The organism is Comamonas testosteroni, from assembly GCF_014076415.1.
GTDB lineage: Bacteria > Pseudomonadota > Gammaproteobacteria > Burkholderiales > Burkholderiaceae_C > Comamonas > Comamonas testosteroni_F.
Window position 1 is genome coordinate 4,128,945 of the sequence record NZ_CP043568.1, and the last position, 21,364, is coordinate 4,150,308.

Annotated in this window: 21 protein-coding genes; 12 read left to right on the plus strand and 9 right to left on the minus strand. The window is 62.7% G+C overall.

Annotated elements, in window-relative coordinates:
• Positions 1-483, plus strand: coding sequence for a transcriptional regulator NrdR (nrdR, locus tag F0P97_RS19015; RefSeq protein WP_087081895.1), 483 nt, complete (start codon positions 1-3; stop codon positions 481-483).
• Between the two features lie 131 nt (positions 484-614).
• On the opposite strand, the gene F0P97_RS19020 is transcribed toward nrdR, so the two are convergent.
• From F0P97_RS19020 to F0P97_RS19030, 3 genes are all read right to left on the minus strand, one after another.
• Positions 615-2,450 (minus strand): bifunctional metallophosphatase/5'-nucleotidase, encoded by a 1,836-nt coding sequence (locus F0P97_RS19020; RefSeq protein ID WP_182283512.1) that lies wholly within the window; start codon positions 2,448-2,450, stop codon positions 615-617.
• Positions 2,451-2,500: 50 nt separating this feature from the next.
• Positions 2,501-3,598, minus strand: a complete 1,098-nt coding sequence (aroC, locus tag F0P97_RS19025) for a chorismate synthase (protein WP_182283513.1) — start codon at positions 3,596-3,598, stop codon at positions 2,501-2,503.
• Positions 3,599-3,818: 220 nt separating this feature from the next.
• Positions 3,819-4,271, minus strand: coding sequence for a CBS domain-containing protein (locus F0P97_RS19030; RefSeq protein ID WP_182283514.1), 453 nt, complete (start codon positions 4,269-4,271; stop codon positions 3,819-3,821).
• Positions 4,272-4,525: 254 nt separating this feature from the next.
• Between F0P97_RS19030 and F0P97_RS19035 the strand changes: the two genes are divergently transcribed.
• From F0P97_RS19035 to F0P97_RS19050, 4 genes are read left to right on the plus strand one after another with little or no spacing between them, the layout of a single operon-like run.
• Positions 4,526-5,824 (plus strand): O-acetylhomoserine aminocarboxypropyltransferase, encoded by a 1,299-nt coding sequence (locus F0P97_RS19035; protein WP_182283515.1) that lies wholly within the window; start codon positions 4,526-4,528, stop codon positions 5,822-5,824.
• Positions 5,825-5,838: 14 nt separating this feature from the next.
• Positions 5,839-7,338, plus strand: a complete 1,500-nt coding sequence (locus F0P97_RS19040; protein WP_182283516.1) for a DUF4303 domain-containing protein — start codon at positions 5,839-5,841, stop codon at positions 7,336-7,338.
• Between the two features lie 28 nt (positions 7,339-7,366).
• A complete protein-coding gene (locus tag F0P97_RS19045; RefSeq protein ID WP_182283517.1) occupies positions 7,367-8,176 on the plus strand; it encodes an alpha/beta fold hydrolase in 810 nt (269 codons plus the stop codon).
• Positions 8,177-8,193: 17 nt separating this feature from the next.
• Positions 8,194-9,081 (plus strand): PoNe immunity protein domain-containing protein, encoded by an 888-nt coding sequence (locus F0P97_RS19050; RefSeq protein WP_182283518.1) that lies wholly within the window; start codon positions 8,194-8,196, stop codon positions 9,079-9,081.
• Here the strand turns inward: F0P97_RS19050 and F0P97_RS19055 are convergent.
• Positions 9,067-9,879, minus strand: coding sequence for an alpha/beta fold hydrolase (locus tag F0P97_RS19055; protein ID WP_182283519.1), 813 nt, complete (start codon positions 9,877-9,879; stop codon positions 9,067-9,069). The genes F0P97_RS19050 and F0P97_RS19055 overlap by 15 nt on opposite strands.
• Before the next feature lie 251 nt (positions 9,880-10,130).
• Between F0P97_RS19055 and F0P97_RS19060 the strand changes: the two genes are divergently transcribed.
• Positions 10,131-10,487 (plus strand): DUF962 domain-containing protein, encoded by a 357-nt coding sequence (locus F0P97_RS19060; protein WP_182283520.1) that lies wholly within the window; start codon positions 10,131-10,133, stop codon positions 10,485-10,487.
• A 102-nt stretch (positions 10,488-10,589) separates the two neighbouring features.
• Here the strand turns inward: F0P97_RS19060 and F0P97_RS19065 are convergent, their stop codons facing one another.
• Entirely contained in the window at positions 10,590-11,873 is a 1,284-nt protein-coding gene (locus F0P97_RS19065; RefSeq protein ID WP_232538268.1) for a YihY family inner membrane protein, read from the minus strand.
• A gap of 530 nt (positions 11,874-12,403) precedes the next feature.
• Here F0P97_RS19065 and F0P97_RS19070 point away from each other — a divergent pair.
• On the plus strand, positions 12,404-12,919 hold the full coding sequence (locus tag F0P97_RS19070; protein WP_003063757.1) for a DUF2069 domain-containing protein: 516 nt from the start codon (positions 12,404-12,406) through the stop codon (positions 12,917-12,919).
• Here the strand turns inward: F0P97_RS19070 and F0P97_RS19075 are convergent.
• Positions 12,906-13,859, minus strand: coding sequence for a LysR family transcriptional regulator (locus F0P97_RS19075; RefSeq protein ID WP_182283522.1), 954 nt, complete (start codon positions 13,857-13,859; stop codon positions 12,906-12,908). The genes F0P97_RS19070 and F0P97_RS19075 overlap by 14 nt on opposite strands.
• A gap of 144 nt (positions 13,860-14,003) precedes the next feature.
• Here F0P97_RS19075 and F0P97_RS19080 point away from each other — a divergent pair, with 144 nt between their 5' ends.
• Positions 14,004-15,434: an FAD-binding oxidoreductase gene (locus tag F0P97_RS19080; protein WP_182283523.1), complete on the plus strand. Its 1,431-nt coding sequence runs from the start codon at positions 14,004-14,006 to the stop codon at positions 15,432-15,434.
• Positions 15,435-15,497: 63 nt separating this feature from the next.
• Here the strand turns inward: F0P97_RS19080 and F0P97_RS19085 are convergent, their stop codons facing one another.
• On the minus strand, positions 15,498-16,091 hold the full coding sequence (locus F0P97_RS19085) for a hypothetical protein (protein WP_182283524.1): 594 nt from the start codon (positions 16,089-16,091) through the stop codon (positions 15,498-15,500).
• A gap of 241 nt (positions 16,092-16,332) precedes the next feature.
• Here F0P97_RS19085 and F0P97_RS19090 point away from each other — a divergent pair, with 241 nt between their 5' ends.
• From F0P97_RS19090 to F0P97_RS19100, 3 genes are all read left to right on the plus strand, one after another.
• Positions 16,333-17,163, plus strand: coding sequence for a thymidylate synthase (locus tag F0P97_RS19090; protein WP_182283525.1), 831 nt, complete (start codon positions 16,333-16,335; stop codon positions 17,161-17,163).
• Positions 17,164-17,284: 121 nt separating this feature from the next.
• The gene (locus F0P97_RS19095; protein WP_182283526.1) at positions 17,285-17,788 is read left to right on the plus strand and encodes a dihydrofolate reductase; all 504 of its coding nucleotides are present in this window, start codon (positions 17,285-17,287) and stop codon (positions 17,786-17,788) included.
• Between the two features lie 193 nt (positions 17,789-17,981).
• Positions 17,982-19,064 (plus strand): metallophosphoesterase, encoded by a 1,083-nt coding sequence (locus tag F0P97_RS19100; RefSeq protein WP_182283527.1) that lies wholly within the window; start codon positions 17,982-17,984, stop codon positions 19,062-19,064.
• A gap of 95 nt (positions 19,065-19,159) precedes the next feature.
• On the opposite strand, the gene F0P97_RS19105 is transcribed toward F0P97_RS19100, so the two are convergent.
• Positions 19,160-19,393, minus strand: a complete 234-nt coding sequence (locus F0P97_RS19105) for a DUF333 domain-containing protein (RefSeq protein WP_232537990.1) — start codon at positions 19,391-19,393, stop codon at positions 19,160-19,162.
• Positions 19,394-19,636: 243 nt separating this feature from the next.
• Between F0P97_RS19105 and xth the strand changes: the two genes are divergently transcribed.
• Positions 19,637-20,413, plus strand: coding sequence for an exodeoxyribonuclease III (gene xth / locus F0P97_RS19110; protein ID WP_182283528.1), 777 nt, complete (start codon positions 19,637-19,639; stop codon positions 20,411-20,413).
• An 11-nt stretch (positions 20,414-20,424) separates the two neighbouring features.
• On the opposite strand, the gene F0P97_RS19115 is transcribed toward xth, so the two are convergent.
• Positions 20,425-21,192, minus strand: a complete 768-nt coding sequence (locus F0P97_RS19115; RefSeq protein ID WP_232537991.1) for a hypothetical protein — start codon at positions 21,190-21,192, stop codon at positions 20,425-20,427.
• Between the last annotated feature and the right edge of the window lie 172 nt (positions 21,193-21,364).

The following is a 21,364-nucleotide window of genomic DNA, read 5'->3' on the forward strand; positions in this document are numbered from 1 at the left end:
ATGAAGTGCCCCTTCTGCAACCACCCGGACACGCAAGTGGTTGAAACCCGGGAGTCCGAGGACGGGGGCTTCATCCGCCGCCGCCGCCGCTGTGGCGGCTGCGACAAGCGCTTCACGACCTACGAGCGCCCCGAGGTCAGCTTTCCGACCGTGGTCAAGAGAGACGGCCGCCGTATCGAATACGAGCGCGCCAAGCTGCAAGGCTCTTTTCAGATCGCGCTGCGCAAGCGCCCCGTGAGCACCGAGCTCATCGATGCCGCCATAGAGCGCATCGAGGACAGGCTGCTCAATCTGGGCCAGCGTGAAATCGATTCCAGCCGCCTCGGCGAGTTGGTGATGGATGAACTCAAGGGCCTGGACAAGGTCGGCTATATCCGCTTTGCCAGCGTCTACCGCAGCTTCGAGGATGTGGACGACTTCAAGAACATCATGGATGAGGTTCGCAGTCCCAAGGCCAAGGCCGCCAGAAAGCCCCAGGCCTGACCGCCGCCATGCCAAAAGCCACCCGAGGGTGGCTTTTGTTTTGCGCGCCTGACGACAGGCATTCGCTATTAATTTATGAGCATATAGTGCTTAATTTCAAAGGAAATCAGATAGGTTATTATCTGATTTCCTTAATGAGCGCGCGTGATGCGCTCCTTCAAAGGTAGCGCCATCGGGCCGCTGCGGCTTTGCTCGCGCACATGCCCGGCCAGGGCATCCAGATCCAGCATACCGCCCACCACATCGATGCCTTGCGTGAAGATGCTGAAGTTGTCGCCGCCGCTGCCCAGATAGCTTTGCAGTCCCACGCGGTAGCGCTGCGACATCTCGAGCCGCCGGCCCTCGAGGCGCAGCTCGCTCACGCGCCGTCCTGCGGGCTGGCTGCGGTCAAAGCGGTAGCTGAAGCCCTCGGAGACCTGCAGAATGCGCGGCGCATTCACGGTGTTGCTGCCGCTGTCGAATTGCTGCTCCAGTGCCTGGCGAATCTGTTCGCCCGTCAGACTCATCACCATCAGCGTATTGCCGAACGGCTGAACGCTGAACAACTGTCCATAGGTCACGCTGCCGTCGCCCGCAGGCACCAGGTCGGCACGCACGCCGCCGGGATTCACAAAGGCCAGCTGCGCCCCTCCCGCAGCGGCATCGCGCGTGGCAGCGAGTATGGCGTCGGCCACGATGCGCCCCATCACGCTTTCGCCATTGGCTTGCGGCATGCGGCTGACAGGTCCGGCCAGCCGCCCTGCAACGGCCTCGGCCAGCGGCTGCGCCGCAGCCTTGTAGCGCGCCACCAGCGCCGCCACTTCGGCATCGGCATCAAAGACCGGAAACTCGGGCTGCAAGCCCACCTGGCTGCCGGCGCTGCGATAGCCCTCGCCCTGCACGATGGTCTGGTGCGCCGATTTGCGGCTGACGCGGCCGGTGCGCGCATCCACTGTGAGTCTGACCTCTGTCAGCAGCGTGCCGTACTGGCCGGCACTGGTCAGCAGAAACGGCTTGCGGGGATTCACCCTGGCGTAATCGCAGATATAGGAGCGATGGGTGTGACCGGAAATCACCACATCGACCTCGCCGGAGAGCTGCTCCAGAATCGGCACAATGGCGCCGGACAGGCCCTGGCAGCTATCGTCCTGCAGGCCCGAAGTGGTGGCCCCGCCCTCATGGATCAGCAGCACGATCACATCGGCGCCCTGCGCCCTCAGCTGGGGGATCAGCGCATTGGCCGTCTGTGCCTCGTCGGCGAATGTCAGCCCTCTGACCCCGCTGGGCCGCACCATATGTGGCGTGTTCCTGAGCGTCATGCCAATGAAGCCCACGCCTATGCGCAGACCGTCTTGCTCGAAGAACTTCACCCCGGTCGCCGGAAACAGCGGCCGGCCGTCTTCACGCAACGTATTGGCCGCGAGAAAGGGGAACTGCGCGCCCCTGAAGGGCTGGCTGATCTGGCATGGCTGCTTGTTGGTGAACTTCTCACAGCCACCGTTTTGCATGCGCAGCAGCTCGGCCACGCCCTGGTCGTATTCGTGATTGCCGGTGGCCGCAAAGTCCACCCGCATAAGGTTGAGCACCTCAATCGTCGGCTCATCGAGAAACAGCGCCGAGACCATGGGCGAAGCCCCTATCATGTCCCCGGCCGTGACCAGCGCCACATGGCGGCTGGCCTGACGGCGCTGGGCGATGACCCGGGCCATGTAGGCCACGCCGCCAGCGGGCACGGCGACGCTCTGCCCCTGCGCATTCTGCGCCGTCACCGCCAGTCCGGGCGGCTCCAGATGGCCGTGCAGGTCATTGAAGCCCAGCACGGTGATCTCCATACTGGCCGGCCTTGTCACGCCACCGCTGCATGCGCTCAAGCCCAGCGCGAGCAGCGCAGCGCAAAGGGGGACGGCGACCTTGCGAAAAGCACAACGCCAGCCTGGCGACAGGGCGCGAGACTGGCGTTGATCCGGTTTTTTGTCAGTTGCAACCATCGGACTCTCCTGAGTCAGAGGTTTTAACGCACAAAGCGGTCCGGACGATGTCAGGTGGCCGATGCCGGAATCGGGGCCAGCCCCGAATCCACATCGGCATTCTGCGCACGGTGGCGCAGCGCATGGTCCATCACCACCAGCGCCAGCAGCGCCTCGGCGATCGGCGCGGCGCGGATGCCCACGCAGGGGTCATGGCGCCCCTTGGTGATGACTTCGGTGCTCTGGCCGTGCACGTCGATGGACTCACGCGGCGTGATGATGGAGCTGGTGGGCTTGATGCCGATGCGCACTTCCAGATCCTGGCCGGTGCTGATGCCGCCCACGATTCCGCCCGCGTTATTGCTGCGGAAACCCTCGGGGCTCAGCGAATCGCCATGCGTGGTGCCGCGCTGGGCCACGCTGTCAAAGCCTGCACCGATCTCCACGGCCTTGACGGCATTCAGGCCCATCATGGCGTAGGCGATATCGGCGTCCAGTCGGTCATACAGGGGCTGGCCCAGGCCGACCGGCATATTGCTGGCGTTCACACGCAGCGCCGCACCGCAGGAATCGCCGCTCTTGCGCAACTGCTCCATGTATTCCTCGAAACGGCTCACATCGGCCACAGGCGCGAAGAAGGGGTTGTGGGGCACATGCTCCCAGCTCTCGAAGCCTATGGGCAGCTCCCCAATCTGAGTCATGCAGGCACGGAACTCGGTGCCGAATTTTTCCTTGAGCCATTTCTTGGCCACGGCACCCGCAGCCACGGTAGGGGCCGTCAGGCGTGCCGAGGAACGGCCGCCGCCACGCGGGTCGCGGATGCCGTACTTCTGGAAGTAGGCGTAGTCGGCATGACCGGGGCGAAAGCTCTGCGCGATATTGGAGTAATCCTTGCTGCGCTGATCGGTGTTGCGGATCAGCAGGGCAATCGGCGTTCCGGTGGTCCTGCCTTCGTACACACCGGAGAGAATCTCCACCGCATCGGGCTCGTTGCGCTGCGTGACGAACTTGCTGGTGCCAGGGCGACGACGATCCAGATCATGCTGGATATCCGCCTCGCTCAAGGCCATGCCCGGGGGGCAGCCATCAATCACACAGCCAATGGCCGGACCGTGGGACTCACCGAAATTGGTGACCGTGAAAATTGTGCCGAAGGTATTGCCGCTCATAGGCTGCTGATTATCGTTGAAGTGATGATTGACGGCTGAGCGCCGCCATGCCTGAAGTCTTTTCACCAGGCTCGGACCTGCATTTATTCTGGCCTCGGCCCTGGTCAGTCCATGCTCGTCGTGCTGGCGGCCTGCGGGCTGGGACTGCGCCGCCTGCCGCCCCCATCAGCGCGAGACATGAAAAACCCCGCCTCGGCGGGGTCTGCAGCAGTCGCAGGGCTTATTCGGCGCCCTGGCGCTCGCCCTCGGGCCAGTCGCGGATATAGGCCTTGAGCATGCGGTTCTCGAAGTTCTGGCTGTCCACCACGGCCTTGGCCACGTCATACAGCGAGATCACGCCCATCAGCATGCGCTTGTCCATCACGGGCATATAGCGCGCATGGCGATCCAGCATCATGCGGCGCACCTCGTCCATATCGGTTTCCATGGTGCAGGTCATGGGCGCGTCGTCCATGGCGCCGCGCACGGTGATGTTCTCCACGCCGCCCGTCTTCACAAAGCCCTGAATCACCTCCCGGAAGGTGAGCATGCCCACCACATCGCCGTGATCCATCACGACCAGCGAGCCGATGTCCTTCTCCGACATCACCTGCACCGCCGCAGCCAGGCTTTCATCGGGCGACACCGTGTACAGGGTATTGCCTTTGACGCGCAGGATGTCACTAACTTTCATTGCTGTTCTCCGAAATCTGTTTGGCACGCTGTGGCAGCTTTTGTCCTGCATGTGTCAGCACATGGGGCATCGCTTTGCTCAGAATGCAGGTGCGTGCACAAATATAGCCCACAATGGCTTGCATTGAGAAAAACTAAAGCAATGACGAAACATATGAATTTCTACATATTCATTCGTCTATCTGACCAAATTGATATTTGATTGCATGCTCAATCACACATTTCGTCGATCAATACCAGCCATGGAGACACAACATGCCCGGCTACTCTGACCCCGGCTTCGACACCCTGAGCCTGCATGCAGGCGCTCAGCCCGACCCTGCCACCGGCGCACGTGCCGTCCCCATCCATCTGACCACGTCCTTTGTCTTCGAATCCAGCGACCACGCGGCCAGCCTGTTCAATCTGGAGCGACCCGGCCATGTCTACAGCCGCATCTCCAACCCCACCAACGCAGTGCTCGAACAACGCGTCTCGGCTCTGGAAGGCGGCGTGGGCGCGATTGCCGTGGCCAGCGGCCAGGCGGCGCTGCACCTGTCGATTGCCACGCTGATGGGCGCGGGCAGCCATATCGTGGCCAGCACGGCGCTGTATGGCGGTTCGCAGAACCTGCTGCACTACACGCTGGCGCGCTTCGGCATAGAGACGACCTTCGTCAAGCCCGGCGACATCGATGGCTGGAAGGCCGCCGTGCGCCCCAACACCAGGCTGTTCTTCGGCGAAACCGTGGGCAACCCCGGCCTGGATGTGCTGGACATTCCCACCGTCAGCCAGATCGCCCACGAAGCCGGCGTGCCGCTGCTGGTCGACTCCACCCTCACCTCGCCCTGGCTGATCAAGCCTTTCGAGCATGGCGCGGACATCGTCTACCACTCGGCCACCAAGTTCCTGTCCGGCCACGGCACGGTGATCGGCGGTATCGTCGTCGATGGCGGCAGCTTCGACTGGGAAAAGTCGGGGCGCTTTCCCGAGCTGACCCAGCCCTATGACGGCTTTCACAATATGGTATTCAGCGAGGAATCCACCACGGGAGCCTTCTTGCTGCGCGCGCGCCGCGAAGGCCTGCGTGACTTTGGCGCCTGCATGAGCCCGCACAGCGCCTGGCTGATCCTGCAAGGCATAGAGACCCTGCCGCTGCGCATGGAGCGCCATATGCGCAACACCGAGAAAGTGGTGCAGTTCCTCGCCAGCCACCCGCTGGTCAGCCGCGTGGGCCATCCCATGCTGGAGACCCACCCCTCCCACGCACTGGCGCGCAAGTTGCTGCCGCGCGGCGCCGGCTCTGTGTTCAGCTTTGACATTGCGGGCAACCGCAACCAGGGCAAGAAGTTCATCGAGACGCTGAAGGTCTTCAGCCATCTGGCCAATGTGGGCGACTGCCGCTCTCTCGTGATCCACCCCGCCAGCACCACGCATTTCCGCATGAGCGACGAGGCACTGGCCCAGGCAGGCATCGGCCAGGGAACGATCCGGCTGTCTATCGGCCTGGAAGACGCCGACGACCTGATCGACGACCTCAAGCGAGCACTGAAGGCGGCCGAGAAAGCCGTCTGAGAGACCTGAACAAAATGGTTGCCACAACTTCTGCATCGCTGGACTGGAAGCAGTTTGAACAGACTTTATTCAGCATCTACTGGCAAGATGCTCAGGCGTTCCTTGCCGCTAACCCTCAAGAGAGCATCTACGCACTGGCACTGAACGGCCTGTACCGTGAGCAGGATGGCCCCATTTACCTGCCCACGCTGTCTGCCAACAGCGAGCAGGCCTATTCACAGATGGTGAATGCCCCTGAGCCGCAGGGTCGTTTGTCCGAATTCGACCTGGATACCGGCAAGTTGGGCAGTCTGCGCTGGAACCCGCCGGATTGGGAATGGGAAGAGCTGGATTCGGCCTCGGACTCTCAGGAGTTGCAGCAACTGGAGCAAGCCTTGCTGGCCGAGGCCAATAAAAGCACGCCTGCCCACTGGTTGCGTACCGAGGCGCACCTGATCAAGGCGCTGATCCGCATCTGCAAGCAGCTGACCAAAGCCTGTCAAAAATCGCCCTGGGCCAGCCAGCTCACTCCAGGGTTTGCGGTGCTGATCCATGTGGAAGACACTCAGGAATGCGAAGCCATGGCACGCGAGAGCATGGGGGAGGCACGCTTTCTTGCATTGTTTCCCAGCCATGACCAGGACGCGCAAAGACGCGCCAGAGTTGCCGCGCTCTCCCCCGCTCAACAGCTGCAATACCATCTGAGCTGTCTTGAAGGGATCGGGCGCCCGGAACTGGGACTGAGCCGAAAAGAGGCGCAATTGCTGGGCGAAGAGGCCGAGACTGCGCTGCTTGCCATGGATCACCGCCAGGTGGCTCATGCGCTGCTGCCCATGCTGACTCGGCCCGGCAAACAGTGGCGTGCGGCCATGTTGCTGGCCCAGATGGCCTACCGGGACGAACAGGTACTGGCTGCACTGCGTCAACAGGTTCAGGCCCCCGTCCACAGCCCCAGGGAAGAAAGCGAGCGAGGCTGGTGTGCCAGTGCCTTGGGGTCGTTAGGCGACCAGGAGTGGCTGCAGCAGCAAATAGGCGCCACGGCCGTGCCTGTGGACAGGATCGCGCAAGGCATTGCCTACCCCTACCGCGCCTGGAACAGCAAGCCGGGAACCACGGCCCTGCACCTTGATTACGCGCCTCTGGAGCGGGCGCTCGACCTCAAGCACCCGGCCTTGGCCCAGGCGCTGAATGAAGAGCTATCACCCGGAACCGGCTATTGCAGCCTTCGGGTTGAGGATTTGGAGCAAGCCCTGTGCGCTATGCAGTCCGTTCACGCTCTGGTGCGCGTGCATGCTGCATGCATCATGGGAGAGCGAAGCCTTGGTGCCGCCGCGGGCAGGCGCGTCACCCCTGTACTGGCACAAGCCCTGAGTCACGACAGCAACGAAAACGTACGTTATCAGGCCATGCTGGGCCTGCGGTATTGGAAAAAAGCCGGCGCAGCGCAGCGCGCTGCGATTGAGCATGCCGCCGAACACGATGCCTGCGACAACATACGTGAGCTGGCTCGGCAATGGCTGCGTGAACACTGCTGAACCACAAAGAACAGAACCGGAGACAAACATGCAAATCAATGTGCAAGGCGCAGACATCTACGCCTACACCGGCGGCAAGGCTTTCGACGCGGCCAAGCCCACGGCCATTTTCATCCACGGTGTGCTCTGCGATCACAGTGTCTGGGCGCTGCAAAGCCGCTACATGGCCAATCACGGCTGGAACGTACTGGCCGTCGATTTGCCTGGCCATTGCAAAAGCGGCGGCCAAGCACCGGAATCCGTCGATGAGGCAGCAGCCTTCATAGGCGCGCTGATGGATGCGGCAAACCTGCAGCAAGCTGCACTGATCGGCCATAGTTGGGGCAGCCTGATTGCCATGGAGACTGCGGCCAGGCTAAAGAACCGCATCAGCCATCTGGTGCTGGTGGGTACGGCCTTTCCCATGAAGGTCTCGCCCGCGCTGCTGGAGTCGGCCCTGAACACGCCCGAGAAGGCCATACAGATGGTCAACACCTTCTCGCGCGCCACGCTGGCACCGCCCAATGGCGCAGGCAGCTGGGTGTTTGGCGCCGGCATGGCCCTGGGCCGCCGCGTGCTGGCCAGCAACACTCGCACGAATCTGCTGCATGCAGGCTTCAAGGCCTGTGACAGCTATGCAGGTGGCGAAGCAGCCATGACGCAGGTCACCTGCCCGCTTCTGTTCGTACTGGGCGAACAGGACCAGATGACACCGCCCAAGGCCGCAAAAGGCTTGATAGAAGCCGCCAAAGGCGCGGGCAAAGCAGTCAAGGTGCAGGTGATTCCAAATGGCCACAACCAGATGACGGAGTCGCCCGACGCGACGCTGTTTGCGATTCGGGATTTTCTGGCTGCATGAGCCATTAAGCTTGGGCCATGAGCCAAACCTTCCAGCACCACGGCCAACTGGCTGCCGCCTGCGCCGAATGGGCCAAGATTTCACTGACCGGTTTGCAGCCCCGGCGCAATCTCAACCTGAGCGATAAAAATGCCGACTGGAAGGAGGCACTGAGCACGCTCAAGCGCTTTGCCGGCAGCGACAGCTATAAAGCGCCCCAGGATTTCAAGGCACATGCCGCACTGGAAAACTGCTGGAAATGGAAGGAAGTAGGCGCGCAAGCGCGCTGGCTGCTGATCTACGGCATCGATCTTGGTCTGAGCGGCGATGTGCTGCGCCCCATCTACCAGGAAGTGGCCGCGCTGTGGATTGACGCTGCCTCAGTGGCAGAGCATGCGCGCGCCTGCATGGCGCAGGAAACCGGCGAGGACTATGGCGTAGCTGCGCCAGTCAACACACGCACTGATGATTACGCTATTGCCGTGACCCTGCTGTCACTGGCCACACTGCTGGATGCTCAGGACGACGTCCCGGCGATTGATGAGCATGTACTGGCCTTCGATACGGACCAGTTGCTGGATTATCTGTGCGCCGGCGGTCTGCAGCTGCAGCAGGTCAGCGAGGAGCTTTTCCACAAACGCCCTTATGGCGCCATGAAGCCTTTCTTTGAACAGCTCGAAGCCCTGCCTGACCCATTGTTGCCCTATCTGCAAACCCAGTACCAGGAGTTTCACAGGCTCTCGCCCAAGCAGCAGAAAAAAGGCGGCCCATGGCTGGGCACGGGCTACTGGGCGCTGGAGGTCGCAGCCCTGGCCGTGCTCTACGACTGGGATGACAGCGCCCTGCGCAGCAGCCTCCACTATCCGGCCGATCTGGTCGACTACGCCCGCGGGCGACTGGCTCAAGCAGAGTCAGGCGATTCTTGACAGAAAAGCGGCGATGCGGCTGCTGATGCGCTCGGGCAGCTCGCGGTGCGGCACATGGCCTCCGCCGGCAATGATTTCCGCCTCGCAAGGGCCCTGCGCCCAGGTGCAGATGTTCTCCGGATGCACGAGGGAGCCGAATTCATCGAGCTCGCCGTGAATCGCCAGCACCGGGCAATGCACCTGTTTCAATGCTGCATCCAGCCGGTAATGTGCAAACGGCGGGCTTAGCCAGGTGTCCACCCAGGCCGACAGCACCCAGGCTGCCTTGTCGCCATGGTAGCGAGCGAGTCGCTCCAGCTGGCCGGGCTGGGCAAAGCTGTCGCGCGCCGCCCTGATGCCCTGCAAGGTGCGGTCTTCGACAAAGCTCTGGGCCGATTCGGTAATCAATGCCTGGCATTGCCGCCCATACGCAGCTGCCACCATGGCCGCCATGCCACCGCCCACGCTGTGTCCCAGCATCACGAAATCGCCCAGGCCCAGCGCCCGGTGAAGCGGCGTGAAGCCGGCATCGACCTCGCTTTCCACAAAACTCGGTTCAAGCCGATGCGGATTGGGGTCTGAATGGCCGAAGCCCAGGCGGTCATAGGCAATGACTTCACGCCCGGTGGCCGCGGCCAGTTGCGCGGGAAATTCGCGCCACAGATCCACGCAGCCCAAAGAGTCGTGCATCAGCACCAGCGGCGCCCTGGCCGCCCCGTCCTGCACTTGCCAGCGTTTGACATGGAGCTGCCCGCAGGGCGCCTGAACACGGGTTTCACTGGAGCTGATCACAACGGGCGGCATGGTGTCGTCAAACATGGGCAGGGTCTGGGTTGAATGGCGATGAGATGTGCGGCTACCTTAGCAAGAGACCGCTCATGGCAGCTCGGCCAGAAGCTGGAGTGGCCGCAAAGATGGCAAATCTGGCCGATTTTGAGCAGTCTTGCCGTATATAGCCTGTCGTTCAGGTGACGAAGACCTCCGACCGCAACTTGCAGCACTCGCTAACCCGCTGGCCTGAGCATGCGGTCGGCAGTATAAAAACAGCATCCACTTCACCGGGGGTTGCCATGTCACAGACCACGACCTCAGAGCCGGACGGCGCTGCCAAGGCCAGCGTGGACCCGCGCCAGTTCAAGAGCTTTGCCGAGTTCTACCCCTTCTACCTGGGCGAGCACAGCAACGCCACCTGCAGGCGGCTTCACTTCATCGGCACCAGCCTGTCGCTGGTGTTTGTGCTGGCGCTGTTCCTGACGGGCGACTGGTGGTATTTGCTCGCAGGCCTGATCTGCGGCTATGCCTTTGCCTGGGTCGGGCATTTCGGCTTTGAGAAAAACAAGCCCGCCAGTTTCAAGCGCCCGCTCTACAGCTTTCTGGGCGACTGGATGATGTGGCGCGACATCTTGCTGGGACGCATCAAGATGTAGTGCCACATCTCCTCCGAAGCGTGCCCGCTGGCCTGCTTTGCGGGCAGCGAATCGGCCGTCCGGCCTTGAGTGCAGATATTCATAGATGTCCTCCCACCGCCATCAAACTCTATGAATATTTCCTCCAGGCACGGCAATCAGCTCGGCTACGGTCATGGCATCGAGCTGGGCACGCTGCCACAGCGGCCGCACGGCCTCTGAAGGCTCGAGCAACAGGCTCTGCACCAGGGGCTCGACCCGCGTGGCATGCGGATCGACCAGCAGCACATAGCGCGGCTCGGTGCTCTCCAGCGACACATAGGCATCGGGCGGCTGCACGGCCCCGACCCAGTCGAGCTTGGCCAGCGCCTGCAGCACGGGCTGAATCTGGGACGCTTCCACACGCAGGCGCCGCGATAGCTGATGCACATACAGGCCCTTGTGCGGCAGCTCACGCTCCTTGGCCAGGCACTGCAGCACCTCGACGGCCAGCTCGAACTGCCAGCCCCGATGTCCTGTCAGCCGTTCCACCCCGGCAAGCACCGTGGGCAGATAGGCCGTGACCAGCGCCCCCAGCAGCACAATGCTCCAGGCCACATACATCCAGATCAGCAAAATGGGCAGCGTGGCAAACGCGCCGTAGATCACCGAGTAGGTAGGAACCGATGACAGATACAGACCCAGCACCTTCTTCGCCACTTCCATGAACACGGCCACAAACACGCCCCCCACCAAGGCATGGCGCCAGCGCACCGGCGTGTTGGGCACATAGTGGTAGAGCCCGGCCATGCCTGCGGCCAGCACCACGAACTCTATGGAATCAAAGACAAATCGCAGGCTGCCGGGCAGTGCATTGACCAGGCCCTTGGACGCCGACATCACATAGGACGACAGCACCAGGCTAAGGCCCAGCAGCAGCGGCCCCAGCGTGATGGCAGCCCAGTAAATCAGCACCCGCTGGCCCAGCGGCCGCAACTGGCGCACGCGCCAGATGTTGTTGAGCGTGCGGTCGATGGTCAGGATCAGCGCAAGGGCCGTGACCATCAGGATGGAGAAGCCGACCAGGCCCAGCTGACTGGCCTTGGAGGCGAACTGCGTGAGATAGCCCAGCACCTGGCGCGCAATGGTCTCGGGAATCAGGCTGTCCATCAGCCAGCGCTCCAGCACCTTCTGCGCCTTGCCAAAGATCGGGAAGGCCGTGAACAAGGCCAGCGCCACGGTAAAAAACGGCACCAGCGCCAGCAGCGATGTGAAAGTAAGACTGCTGGCGGTCACGCCCAGACGGTCTTCCTTGAAGCGCGCCAGCAGCACCTGGGCCGTGTTGTGCCAGGGGAAGGTACGCAGGCGCTGCTGCGCACGGCGGCTCCTGCGGCGCAAGGCCGTCTTGAGTTCCTCCTGGCTGGGCATCTGGGGCTTGGGGATACGCCCGGCCAGATCCTTGCAGCTAGCCGCCAGCGCCCTGGCCTTGTCGAGTCTGCTGCTGCGCAGGCTCTCGGCAACGCGCTCCGAGCTGTCGCCAGGACTGTCTGTTGTGCCTGAAACAGAAGCATGCATCGCTTTTTGATCCTGGGCTTGCGTTGCATTCGGCATTGAAGAGCTGGTCCAGCCCTGAGCTCCCGTGCTGAATGCCGCCGCAGGCGATACGGCAGGAGCTGGCACGGATTCGGGCCGGGCCGAATCGTTGCCAAGATCGGGCATGGGCTCGAACACCGGCTCCAGCGGTAGGCCCGGACCATCGAGGCTGGGTTCCTGGCGCTGCTCGAACTGTCTGAGCTCGGCTGCAGCAGGTGAGGCCGCCGACGCCGGCGATGCCGCACGGTCCCGATCTTCCGTCACCGGCCTGGCTTGCTGTGCCTTGCCTTCCAGCGCAGCCCAAAAGCCGGCACGCTCGTTTTTCTTCATGACGGCGCTCCTTCACGAACGCAAAAGGAGGACGGGTGCTGCGCAACATCAAGCGCAGAACGCAAAACAAAACAACCGGATTCAAACAGAGCTGGCATGACCGATATGATGCCACTGCTATGACCGACGCCCTCTCGCCCCAAGCCGCCGAAAACACTTCTTCACCAATCCAGCAGCCCGGCTCCGACGTGGCCGCCACGCGCTGGTTGGCCGTGGGCAGCCTGCTGGCACTGATGCTGCTGTGCGTGGCCTGGGAGCTATGGCTGGCACCGCTGCGCGAAGGCGGCACCTGGCTGTTTCTCAAGGCCCTGCCGCTGGCGTTTGCCGTGATCGGCCTGCTCAAGCGCCGCATGTACACCTATCGCTGGCTCAGCCTGCTGGTGTGGCTCTACTTCACCGAAGGCGTGGTGCGGGCATGGAGCGATGCCGCGCCCAGCCGCTGGCTGGCGCTGGCAGAGGTGGCGCTGTGCGTGCTGCTCTTCATCGCCTGCGCAGCCCATGTACGCCTGCGCCAGCGTGCCGTCAAGGCGGCCCGGCTCAATCAGGCGTGATGCCTTCAAACTGCGCCAGCGTCCGCACCTGCGCCGCCAGCGCATCGAATAGCAGCTGGGCGGCCGGCGACAGCGCACGGCGCGGACGCTGAATCAGCAGCGTGCGGCGCAGAATGCGCGGCTCGTCCAGCAGGCGAAAGCCCAGGTCGCCCTGCAGACCCAGCAAGGGATGGCGCGCCGTCAGCGCCGGAACGATGCTGACACCCAGACCCAGGCTCACGGCCTCGAACAGCAATTGCGGATTGGACAGGCGCAGCGGTGTCTGCAGCAGGTTCTGCGGCATGCCCGGGGCCGAAGCCAGCAACTGGCTGATGGCGGTATCGGTGGTCAGCCCCACAAAAGCCAGATGAGGCAGTTGGGCCAGATCGGCCGCCGTCAGCCGCCCCGCCTGCAGCAAAGGCTCATCGAGCCTGGCCACCAACCCCATGGCATCGCTGATCAGCGGCTGGGTCAGCAAATCGCCGCCTGCCGGGTGCGCCGCTCCCACGCCGAAATCCACGCTGCCGGCCTGCACGCGCTGGGCGATGCCTTCGGCGCTGTCCTCGATCAAGTCGACCTCGATGCCCGGATGCCGGGCCCTCAAGGCTGGCAGCACCGGTAGCAGCAACACCGCCAGCACCGACGGAGCGGCAGCAATGCGCACCTTGCCGCGGCGCAGAGCGGCCAGATCGCCAAGATTCTGAAAGCCCTGCTCAAGGGTCTCGAAAGCCTGACGCACATCGAGCAAGAAGGCCTGACCGGCGGCCGTCAACCCCACGGTGCGCGTGGTGCGGTCAAACAGCCGCAGGCCCAGGGCATCTTCCAGCTGTCGAATGGACTCGGACAGGGCCGACTGCGTCAGGCACAGCTCGCGTGCCGCTGGGGCAAATGCGCCCTGGCGCGCCACCTCGTCAAAGGCGCGCAACTGGCGCAGGCTGACATTATTCGGAAAAACCGGCATAACCAAGCAATTTATTTCGATTGTCCCGTAGTCTGCCATGCTCTACGCTTGGGGCTTCATGGTTTTCCTGCAGCCGCCCCCTTGCCTGGCTTAGGATTTCCGTCTGTCTCCCCTCTCTGCCGCCCCTGCTGCGGCCTGCTTGCCATGACTTCCACCGCTTTGCTTGAATCCCTGCGCCAGATTGTGGGCGCCACCCATGTGCTGACCGACGGCGACCTCAGCGCCTACGAACAGGACTGGCGCAAGCGCGTGCACGGCAAGTCCCTGGCCGTGGTGCGTCCCGGCAACACGGCCGAAGTGGCAGGCGTGGTCAAGGCATGCGCTGCAGCCGGCGTACAGATCGTGCCCCAGGGCGGCAATACCGGGCTTTCCGTAGGCTCCACCCCCGACGACAGCGGCCAGCAGGTCGTGCTCAGCCTCACGCGCCTGAACGCCGTGCGCCATATCGACAAGGACAATCTGACCTTCACCGTCGAAGCCGGCTGCATTTTGCAGAACCTGCAGGAGCTGGCCGACCAGCAAGGCCTGCTGTTCCCGCTGTCGCTGGCCGCCGAAGGCAGCTGCACGATCGGCGGCAATCTGGGCACCAACGCCGGCGGCACACAGGTGGTGCGCTATGGCAACACCCGCGATCTGTGCCTGGGCCTGGAAGTGGTGACGCCCCAGGGCGAGATCTGGGACGGCCTCAAGGGCCTGCGCAAGGACAACACCGGCTACGACCTGCGCGATCTGTTCATCGGCAGCGAAGGCACGCTGGGCATCATCACCGCCGCCACCATGAAGCTGTTCCCGCAACCAGCGGCCCAGCTCACGGCCTTTGCCGCCGTCCCCTCCATGGAAGCCGCCGTGCGCCTGCTGGGTCTGGCGCACCAGCATCTGGGTGCAGGACTGACGGGCTTTGAAGTCATGGGCCAGTTTGCGCTGAGCCTGGTCGTCAAGCACATGCCGCAGTTGCGCGTGCCCTTTGCCGACATGGGCGACGAAGCACCCTACTGCGTGCTGCTGGAGAACAGCGACAGCGAGTCCGAGCAGCATGCGCGCCTGCGCTTCGAGCACTTGCTGGAGCTGGCCTTTGAAGACGGCTGCGTGGTCAACGCCGTGGTGGCGGAAAGCCTGACCCAGGCCCATGACCTCTGGCATATCCGCGAGAGCATTCCCCTGGCCCAGGCCGAGGAAGGCCTGAACATCAAGCACGATATCTCGGTCGCCGCCTCGCGCATTCCCGCATTTGTCGAGCATGCCGACGCCGTGCTCAAGCGCGAGATTCCCGGCGTGCGTCTGGTCAACTTCGGCCATCTGGGCGACGGCAATCTGCACTACAACGTGCAGGTACCCGAGGGCGAGGACGGCAAGGCCTTTTTGCGCGACAAGGAGGCCCTGGTCAACCACCTGGTCTACGAGGCCGTGGACGCCTTCGGCGGCTCGTTCTCGGCAGAGCATGGCGTGGGCGCACTCAAGACGGACAAGCTCGAAAAATACCAATCCCCTGTTGCCCTGCAGATGATGCGCGCCATCAAGCAGGCACTGGACCCGCAGGGCATCATGAACCCCGGCGTGGTGCTGACGCGCGGCTGATCCTGGCATCGCCGACCAAAAAGCCCTGCATTGTTGTGCAGGGCTTTTTGCATTGATAGGGCTTTAGCGAGAGGCAACGATATTGCGCAGCATGTTCTCCACCGCGCTGGGCCAGGGGATGTCTGCGCCATCCACATCGGTGAATACGGTCTGCCTTCCCTCGCTGAGCAACCAGACACGCAGGCCGTTGCGTACAGGATCAATCACCACGGCGGCCATTTCCTCGCCCCCCTGGTGCTGGCGATTGCCCATCACATACAGCAGGTCTGCGGAAGGCTCCAGCGGACCCAGGGCCTGCAGGTTCTTGAGCAGCGTGTCGTACTGATGGCCCATCAGCGTCTTCAGCCGCTGGGCCAGCACGCCATCCTTCACATAGTCCACGCCATCCCAGCGGTACTTGCCCTGCAGCGGCCTGAGGCTGTCCAGGCTTGGCTCGCCGTCCTTGGCCACATGGGGAACACGCACTTCCTCGATGGAGACCGTGGCCGCCTCCTCGATCTGCGCCATGGCAGCGGGCGGGGCCGCCGCCGCAGCAGCCGCTGCCCGGACATCCTCTGCAGCGGCGGTGGGAGACGGGGCCTTGGTCTTGTCGCAAGCGACCAGCAAGGCCGCAGCGGCCAGGGCAACCGCCGCGGTGCTCACAAAATTGCGTGACATGAACTCACTCTCCTTGTTCGGCTCGGTTGTTTTCCATGACATTGTGAAGCCAGCTGCAGCAGATTCGAGGCTGTCAGGGCCGCAGGACGGGTCATTGACAGCGGGCAACTCGGCATGCTCCGGCACGTGGCACACTTCGGCTATCGCGGCCCTGCGGGCCCACCCTCTTCAAGAGCTGCGGCACCTTGTGTACGCTGCCAGCACAGCCAGTCTTTGCCAGTCTTTGACCGCTTTTTGCACCATGAACTCCAGCACCTGCACCCTGCGCCCCGTGCGCTGCCAGTACGAAACCTTTATGCGCCATGTGTTCGAGCACGGCGCGTCCAAGACCGACCGCACGGGCACGGGCACGCGCAGCGTGTTCGGCTATCAGATGCGCTTCAACCTCAATGAAGGCTTCCCCCTGGTCACCACCAAGAAGGTGCACCTGAAGTCCATCATTCTGGAGCTGCTGTGGTTTCTTCGCGGCGACAGCAATGTGAAGTGGCTGCAGGAGCGCGGCTGCACCATCTGGGACGAGTGGGCCGACAAGCAAACCGGCGACCTGGGCCCGGTCTACGGCGTGCAATGGCGCAGCTGGCCCAAGGCCGATGGCACGCATGTCGACCAGATTGCCGAAGTCGTCAAGCAGCTCAAGAGCAACCCCGACAGCCGGCGCATCATCGTCAGCGCCTGGAACGTGGCCGAGCTGGACCAGATGGCGCTCATGCCCTGCCACTCCTTCTTCCAGTTCTATGTGGCCGACGGCAAGCTCAGCTGCCAGCTCTACCAGCGCAGCGCCGACATCTTCCTGGGCGTACCCTTCAACATCGCCAGCTATGCGCTGCTGACCCATATGCTGGCCCAGCAATGCGGCCTGGAAGTGGGCGACTTCATCTGGACCGGCGGCGACTGCCATATCTACAACAACCACTTCGAGCAGGTGCAGACCCAGCTGTCGCGACAGCCCTTCGCCTATCCGACGCTGAACATCAGGCGCAAGCCCGACTCCATCTTCGGCTACGAGTACGAAGACTTCGAAGTGCTGGACTATCAGCACCATGCCGGCATCAAGGCGCCTGTGGCGGTCTGAGCCGCCCCTTCGGATCACTATAAAAATCAAAGCTGCTTGCGCTTTTCATCCTGCGATTTCAAATACTTTCATATCTGAAGTCAATGAATAGCAAGCGCCAGCAGCTTCATTATTGATAGCTATGGCCATTCAACTCATCTATGCCCGCGCGGCCAACGGCGTCATCGGCAAGGACAACACCATGCCCTGGCACCTGCCGGAAGACATGGCGCATTTCAAGGAACTGACTCGTGGCTGCGCCGTCATCATGGGCCGCAAGACCTGGGACTCGCTGCCGCCGCGCTTTCGTCCCCTGCCAGGCCGCAGCAATATCGTCGTCACCCGCCAGGCCGACTGGCAAGCCGAGCCGGCATCCGACCAGGTTCTGCGCGCCGCCAGCCTGCCAGAAGCGCTGGAGCTGGGCCGCAAGCTCTCGCAAGACGTCTGGGTCATCGGCGGCGCGCAGATCTATGCCCAGGCCCTGCCGCTGGCCGATGCCGTGGAAGTGACCGAAATCGGCCGCGACTTTGAAGGCGATGCCTTTGCCCCCGAACTGGGCGAGCAGTGGCAAGCCGTAAGCCGCAGCGAGCATGTCTCCGCCAATGGCCTTCCCTACTGCTTTGTGCGCTTCGAGCGCCGAGGCTGACCCTTGTCTCGTGCCGTGCGGGATCGCATCCGCACGGGGCGGCCAGCAGTCCGGCAAGAGACAAAACTCTCTTGCCCTCGCGGTGTTGCGTTGCAACAATTGTCAGCTTCATTGCATGACAACCGTATGACAATGGCAAGGCAGCCTGCTGCTGCCTGAGCCCTCCAAACCCGCAAGCCTATCGCCTTTCATCATGAGCCTAGTCCAGCCCCTGCCCCCTGGCGCCCTCGATATCGTTGGTGATATCCACGGCGAATACGCCGCGCTGGTGCAATTGCTGGGCCATCTGGGCTACGACCTGCAGGGCAATCACCCCGAAGGACGGCGACTGGTGTTTGTCGGCGACTTCTGCGACCGCGGGCCGGACAGCCCTTCGGTGCTCGCGCTGGTCGGCGCCATGCTGGCCTCGGGCACGGCCCATGCGGTGCTGGGCAACCATGAAATCAATCTGCTGCGCGAAGATGCCAAGGATGGCTCTGGCTGGTTCTTCGACAGCCGCATCGACTCCGACCAGCCCAAGTACGCACCTTTCGCGCGCATGCCGGCCGAGCAGACTCCCGCCATGCTCGAGCAACTCGGCCTGTTGCCGATCGCGCTGGAGCGCGAGGACCTGCGCATTGTTCACGCCGCCTGGAGGCCCGAACAGATCGCCATGATTCGCCAGCTGCCCAGCGGCAGTGCACGCGCTGCCTACGACCACTTCGAGACGATTGCCGAAGAACAGTCCGTCGCCCAGTGCGTGGCCGAACGCATGCGCCAGGAAGCGCTGAGCTGGCCCTACAGCCTGGAAGACTATCGCCACGAGCCCCCCTTTTTGCAAGCGCACAGCGAAAACGAGCTCAACAAGGCCATGGTCAACCCTTTGAAGGTGCTGACGGCCGGCGTGGAGCGCGAATGTCGCAACCCCTTTTACGCGGGCGGCAAATGGCGTTTTGTCGAACGTGTGGGCTGGTGGAATGAATACGAAGAAGCGCCCGCCGTCATCGTCGGCCACTACTGGCGCCGCCTGCGCCCGGCCGACGCGCCCGCGCATGGCTCGCAGTTTGAAAACCTGTTTGGCGCAACGCCCCCCCTGTCATGGCATGGTCTGCGCGGCAATGTGTTCTGTGTGGACTATTCGGTGGGTGCCCGCTGGCTAGACCGCCTGCGCGGCGACAACCCCGTGCAGCGCAGCAAGCTTGCCGCCATGCGCTGGCCCGAGCGCGTACTGGTGTTTGACGACGGCACACAGGCCATATCGGAGAATTTCGAGCAGGCCGTGGTGCTGCGCGATTGAAGCCATCTTCCACGCCTGGCATGCCTTGCAGCGACAAGACAGCTCTCGCCTGGGCAGCGCCTTGCCAATGCCTGAATCCAGGTCTGGGCTCCAGCCTATTTCGCGGGCGGCTGCCGCGCATGCTGCACCCACTCCTCAAAGGCAGATCCATCCGGCAGCACGCAGGTATTTCGATCAGCTTCCGTCCCCTTCTCCGTGTGCAGCACCCCGCCCTGCTTTTTGCAGTTGGCTTCCGAGGGGTTGCCAAAATTGACGGAAACCGATTGCGCGCAGCCGCTGACTGCCGCAACGACGATCATCATTCCTGCCAGGCTTGAAGCATGTTTCATGCGTCCAATGTAGCAAACCCCTTCACATCGGGCTTCAGGCCCGCAAAGGCCAAGCTCCGCCACCGCAGGGATCACGGCGCACAGCCTTGCCGGCGCCAGAGAGGGCCAGGCTTGCTATGCTGTCAGTCACAGTGAAAAAAATGCCCCCAAGGGCTCAGTTCGAGTAGCTAGGCTGGTAGCCAGAGGCCTTTTTCAAGAATCCGCCCCCTTGGAACCCGCATGCAATAAGGAAAGTTGAAGAAGATGAAAATTGCCACCTGGAATGTGAACTCCTTGTCCGTACGGCTGCCGCAGGTGCTGGACTGGCTTGCCGCCAACCCCGTCGATGCACTGGGACTGCAGGAACTCAAGCTCACCGACGACAAGTTCCCGCACATGGCGTTCGAGGAAGCTGGCTACAAGGCCGTCAGCCACGGCCAGAAGACCTATAACGGCGTGGCCTGGATCACTCGCGACACGGGGCGCGATGTGGTGCGCAACATCCCCGGGCTTGACGACGAACAGGCCCGTATCATTGCCACGACCATAGACTCGCCAAACGGCGAAATTCGTCTGATCAACGGCTACTTCGTCAACGGCCAGGAACCTGGCTCGGAAAAATTTGCCTACAAGATGCGCTGGCTGCAGGCGTTGCACGATTGGATCCAGAACCAGATGGCGCTGCATCCGCGCCTGGTGCTGGTGGGTGACTTCAATGTGGCACCTGAAGATCGAGACTCCTATGACCCCGTCGGCCTCAAGGACACGATCCACCACACGGTGGAAGAGCGCGACCATTTCCAGCGTCTGCTGCAGCTGGGCTTGAGCGATGCCTTCCGCATGTTCGAGCAACCGGAGAAAAGCTACTCCTGGTGGGATTACCGCATGCTGGGCTTTCAGAAGAATCGCGGCCTGCGCATCGACCATATTCTGGTCAGCGAGGCTCTCAAGAGCAAGGTCAGCGCCTGCAGCGTGGATCGTATTCCGCGAAAGAACAAACAGCCCAGCGACCACGCCCCCGTGATTGTCACACTGGACTGAGGCGCGGCGGATCAGACGGCGCCATGGCTCAGCCACTGCAAGGCCTGCAACTGGCCGCGCAACAACATCACATGGCGTTTGAGCAGCTTGGCGACTTTGACCGGCAAATCCAGCTGAACAGCGTGCTCCGTGTGCTCCAGCCAGGTCTGCAAGCGCCGCAGCACATCCATCCAGGTTTCGGCCACCGTCTCTCCCAGGTAGTCAAGCCATGTCTTGCGCACTCGCTCCAGCAGACCGCCCTCATTCAGGGCCAGGGATAGCGGGGCCACCGGAACACCATCAAGAAGCTCCTCCAGCTCGGAAACCAGCTTGTGTGAATCCCGGGAGAAACGACGCAGGGCATCGACAGCCATGCTGGAGTCCGCAGTCGTCAAGAACAGCCTGGAGCTTTGCGCAAAACGCAGTCCTGCCTGTAACGCCAGAGCAAGACTGTTCTTCGCCCTCTGACCCAGTACGACCTCCGCGCAAGGCTTGGACACGGGTGGAACAATCGCGCGGCGCCAGGCTGCCTTGACGGCTGCTCTGACCTGAGACCAGTCCAGCAGACTGCCCCCGCAATGCAGCGACCAATGCTGGCGTAGTTCGGCCTCCAGGGATTCGAAACTCCTGCTCCTCCCCGAAGCCGTCTGCCGAACCCGATATCTGCCGGCCTGCCAGCCCAGCAGATAGGCGGGGTAATACTGATCAAAGCTACGCCCCGGGACAAAGTAAGGCTCGCACATATAGCGCTCGTGCCAGAAGGCCTCCTCGGCCTCCGGCATCTGCAGCAATGGCGACAAGGTGTTCGCATCCCGCGGGAAAGACCCCGGTGCAGGCGGGAAAGTGATGGATAAAGGCAAGGCAGACAACGCAAACAGTCCAATCAACAAAAGGCCTGTTGATTGTTATCCCTGCGCCATCTGCCTCATGTCGTCAACCGTGATTGCACCATGTAGGACTAATGAAACTCAC

Excerpts from the sequence above, each read along its gene's own strand:
- F0P97_RS19105 (WP_232537990.1), bottom strand. The coding sequence starts at position 19,393 with ATGAAACATGCTTCAAGCCTGGCAGGAATGATGATCGTCGTTGCGGCA.
- aroC (WP_182283513.1), bottom strand. The coding sequence starts at position 3,598 with ATGAGCGGCAATACCTTCGGCACAATTTTCACGGTCACCAATTTCGGT.
- F0P97_RS19090 (WP_182283525.1), top strand. The coding sequence starts at position 16,333 with ATGAACTCCAGCACCTGCACCCTGCGCCCCGTGCGCTGCCAGTACGAA.
- F0P97_RS19095 (WP_182283526.1), top strand. The coding sequence starts at position 17,285 with ATGGCCATTCAACTCATCTATGCCCGCGCGGCCAACGGCGTCATCGGC.
- xth (WP_182283528.1), top strand. The coding sequence starts at position 19,637 with ATGAAAATTGCCACCTGGAATGTGAACTCCTTGTCCGTACGGCTGCCG.
- F0P97_RS19035 (WP_182283515.1), top strand. The coding sequence starts at position 4,526 with ATGCCCGGCTACTCTGACCCCGGCTTCGACACCCTGAGCCTGCATGCA.
- F0P97_RS19020 (WP_182283512.1), bottom strand. The coding sequence starts at position 2,450 with ATGGTTGCAACTGACAAAAAACCGGATCAACGCCAGTCTCGCGCCCTG.
- F0P97_RS19085 (WP_182283524.1), bottom strand. The coding sequence starts at position 16,091 with ATGTCACGCAATTTTGTGAGCACCGCGGCGGTTGCCCTGGCCGCTGCG.
- F0P97_RS19075 (WP_182283522.1), bottom strand. The coding sequence starts at position 13,859 with ATGCCGGTTTTTCCGAATAATGTCAGCCTGCGCCAGTTGCGCGCCTTT.
- F0P97_RS19030 (WP_182283514.1), bottom strand. The coding sequence starts at position 4,271 with ATGAAAGTTAGTGACATCCTGCGCGTCAAAGGCAATACCCTGTACACG.
- F0P97_RS19100 (WP_182283527.1), top strand. The coding sequence starts at position 17,982 with ATGAGCCTAGTCCAGCCCCTGCCCCCTGGCGCCCTCGATATCGTTGGT.
- F0P97_RS19045 (WP_182283517.1), top strand. The coding sequence starts at position 7,367 with ATGCAAATCAATGTGCAAGGCGCAGACATCTACGCCTACACCGGCGGC.
- nrdR (WP_087081895.1), top strand. The coding sequence starts at position 1 with ATGAAGTGCCCCTTCTGCAACCACCCGGACACGCAAGTGGTTGAAACC.
- F0P97_RS19050 (WP_182283518.1), top strand. The coding sequence starts at position 8,194 with ATGAGCCAAACCTTCCAGCACCACGGCCAACTGGCTGCCGCCTGCGCC.
- F0P97_RS19060 (WP_182283520.1), top strand. The coding sequence starts at position 10,131 with ATGTCACAGACCACGACCTCAGAGCCGGACGGCGCTGCCAAGGCCAGC.
- F0P97_RS19080 (WP_182283523.1), top strand. The coding sequence starts at position 14,004 with ATGACTTCCACCGCTTTGCTTGAATCCCTGCGCCAGATTGTGGGCGCC.
- F0P97_RS19055 (WP_182283519.1), bottom strand. The coding sequence starts at position 9,879 with ATGTTTGACGACACCATGCCGCCCGTTGTGATCAGCTCCAGTGAAACC.
- F0P97_RS19040 (WP_182283516.1), top strand. The coding sequence starts at position 5,839 with ATGGTTGCCACAACTTCTGCATCGCTGGACTGGAAGCAGTTTGAACAG.
- F0P97_RS19065 (WP_232538268.1), bottom strand. The coding sequence starts at position 11,873 with ATGCCCAGCCAGGAGGAACTCAAGACGGCCTTGCGCCGCAGGAGCCGC.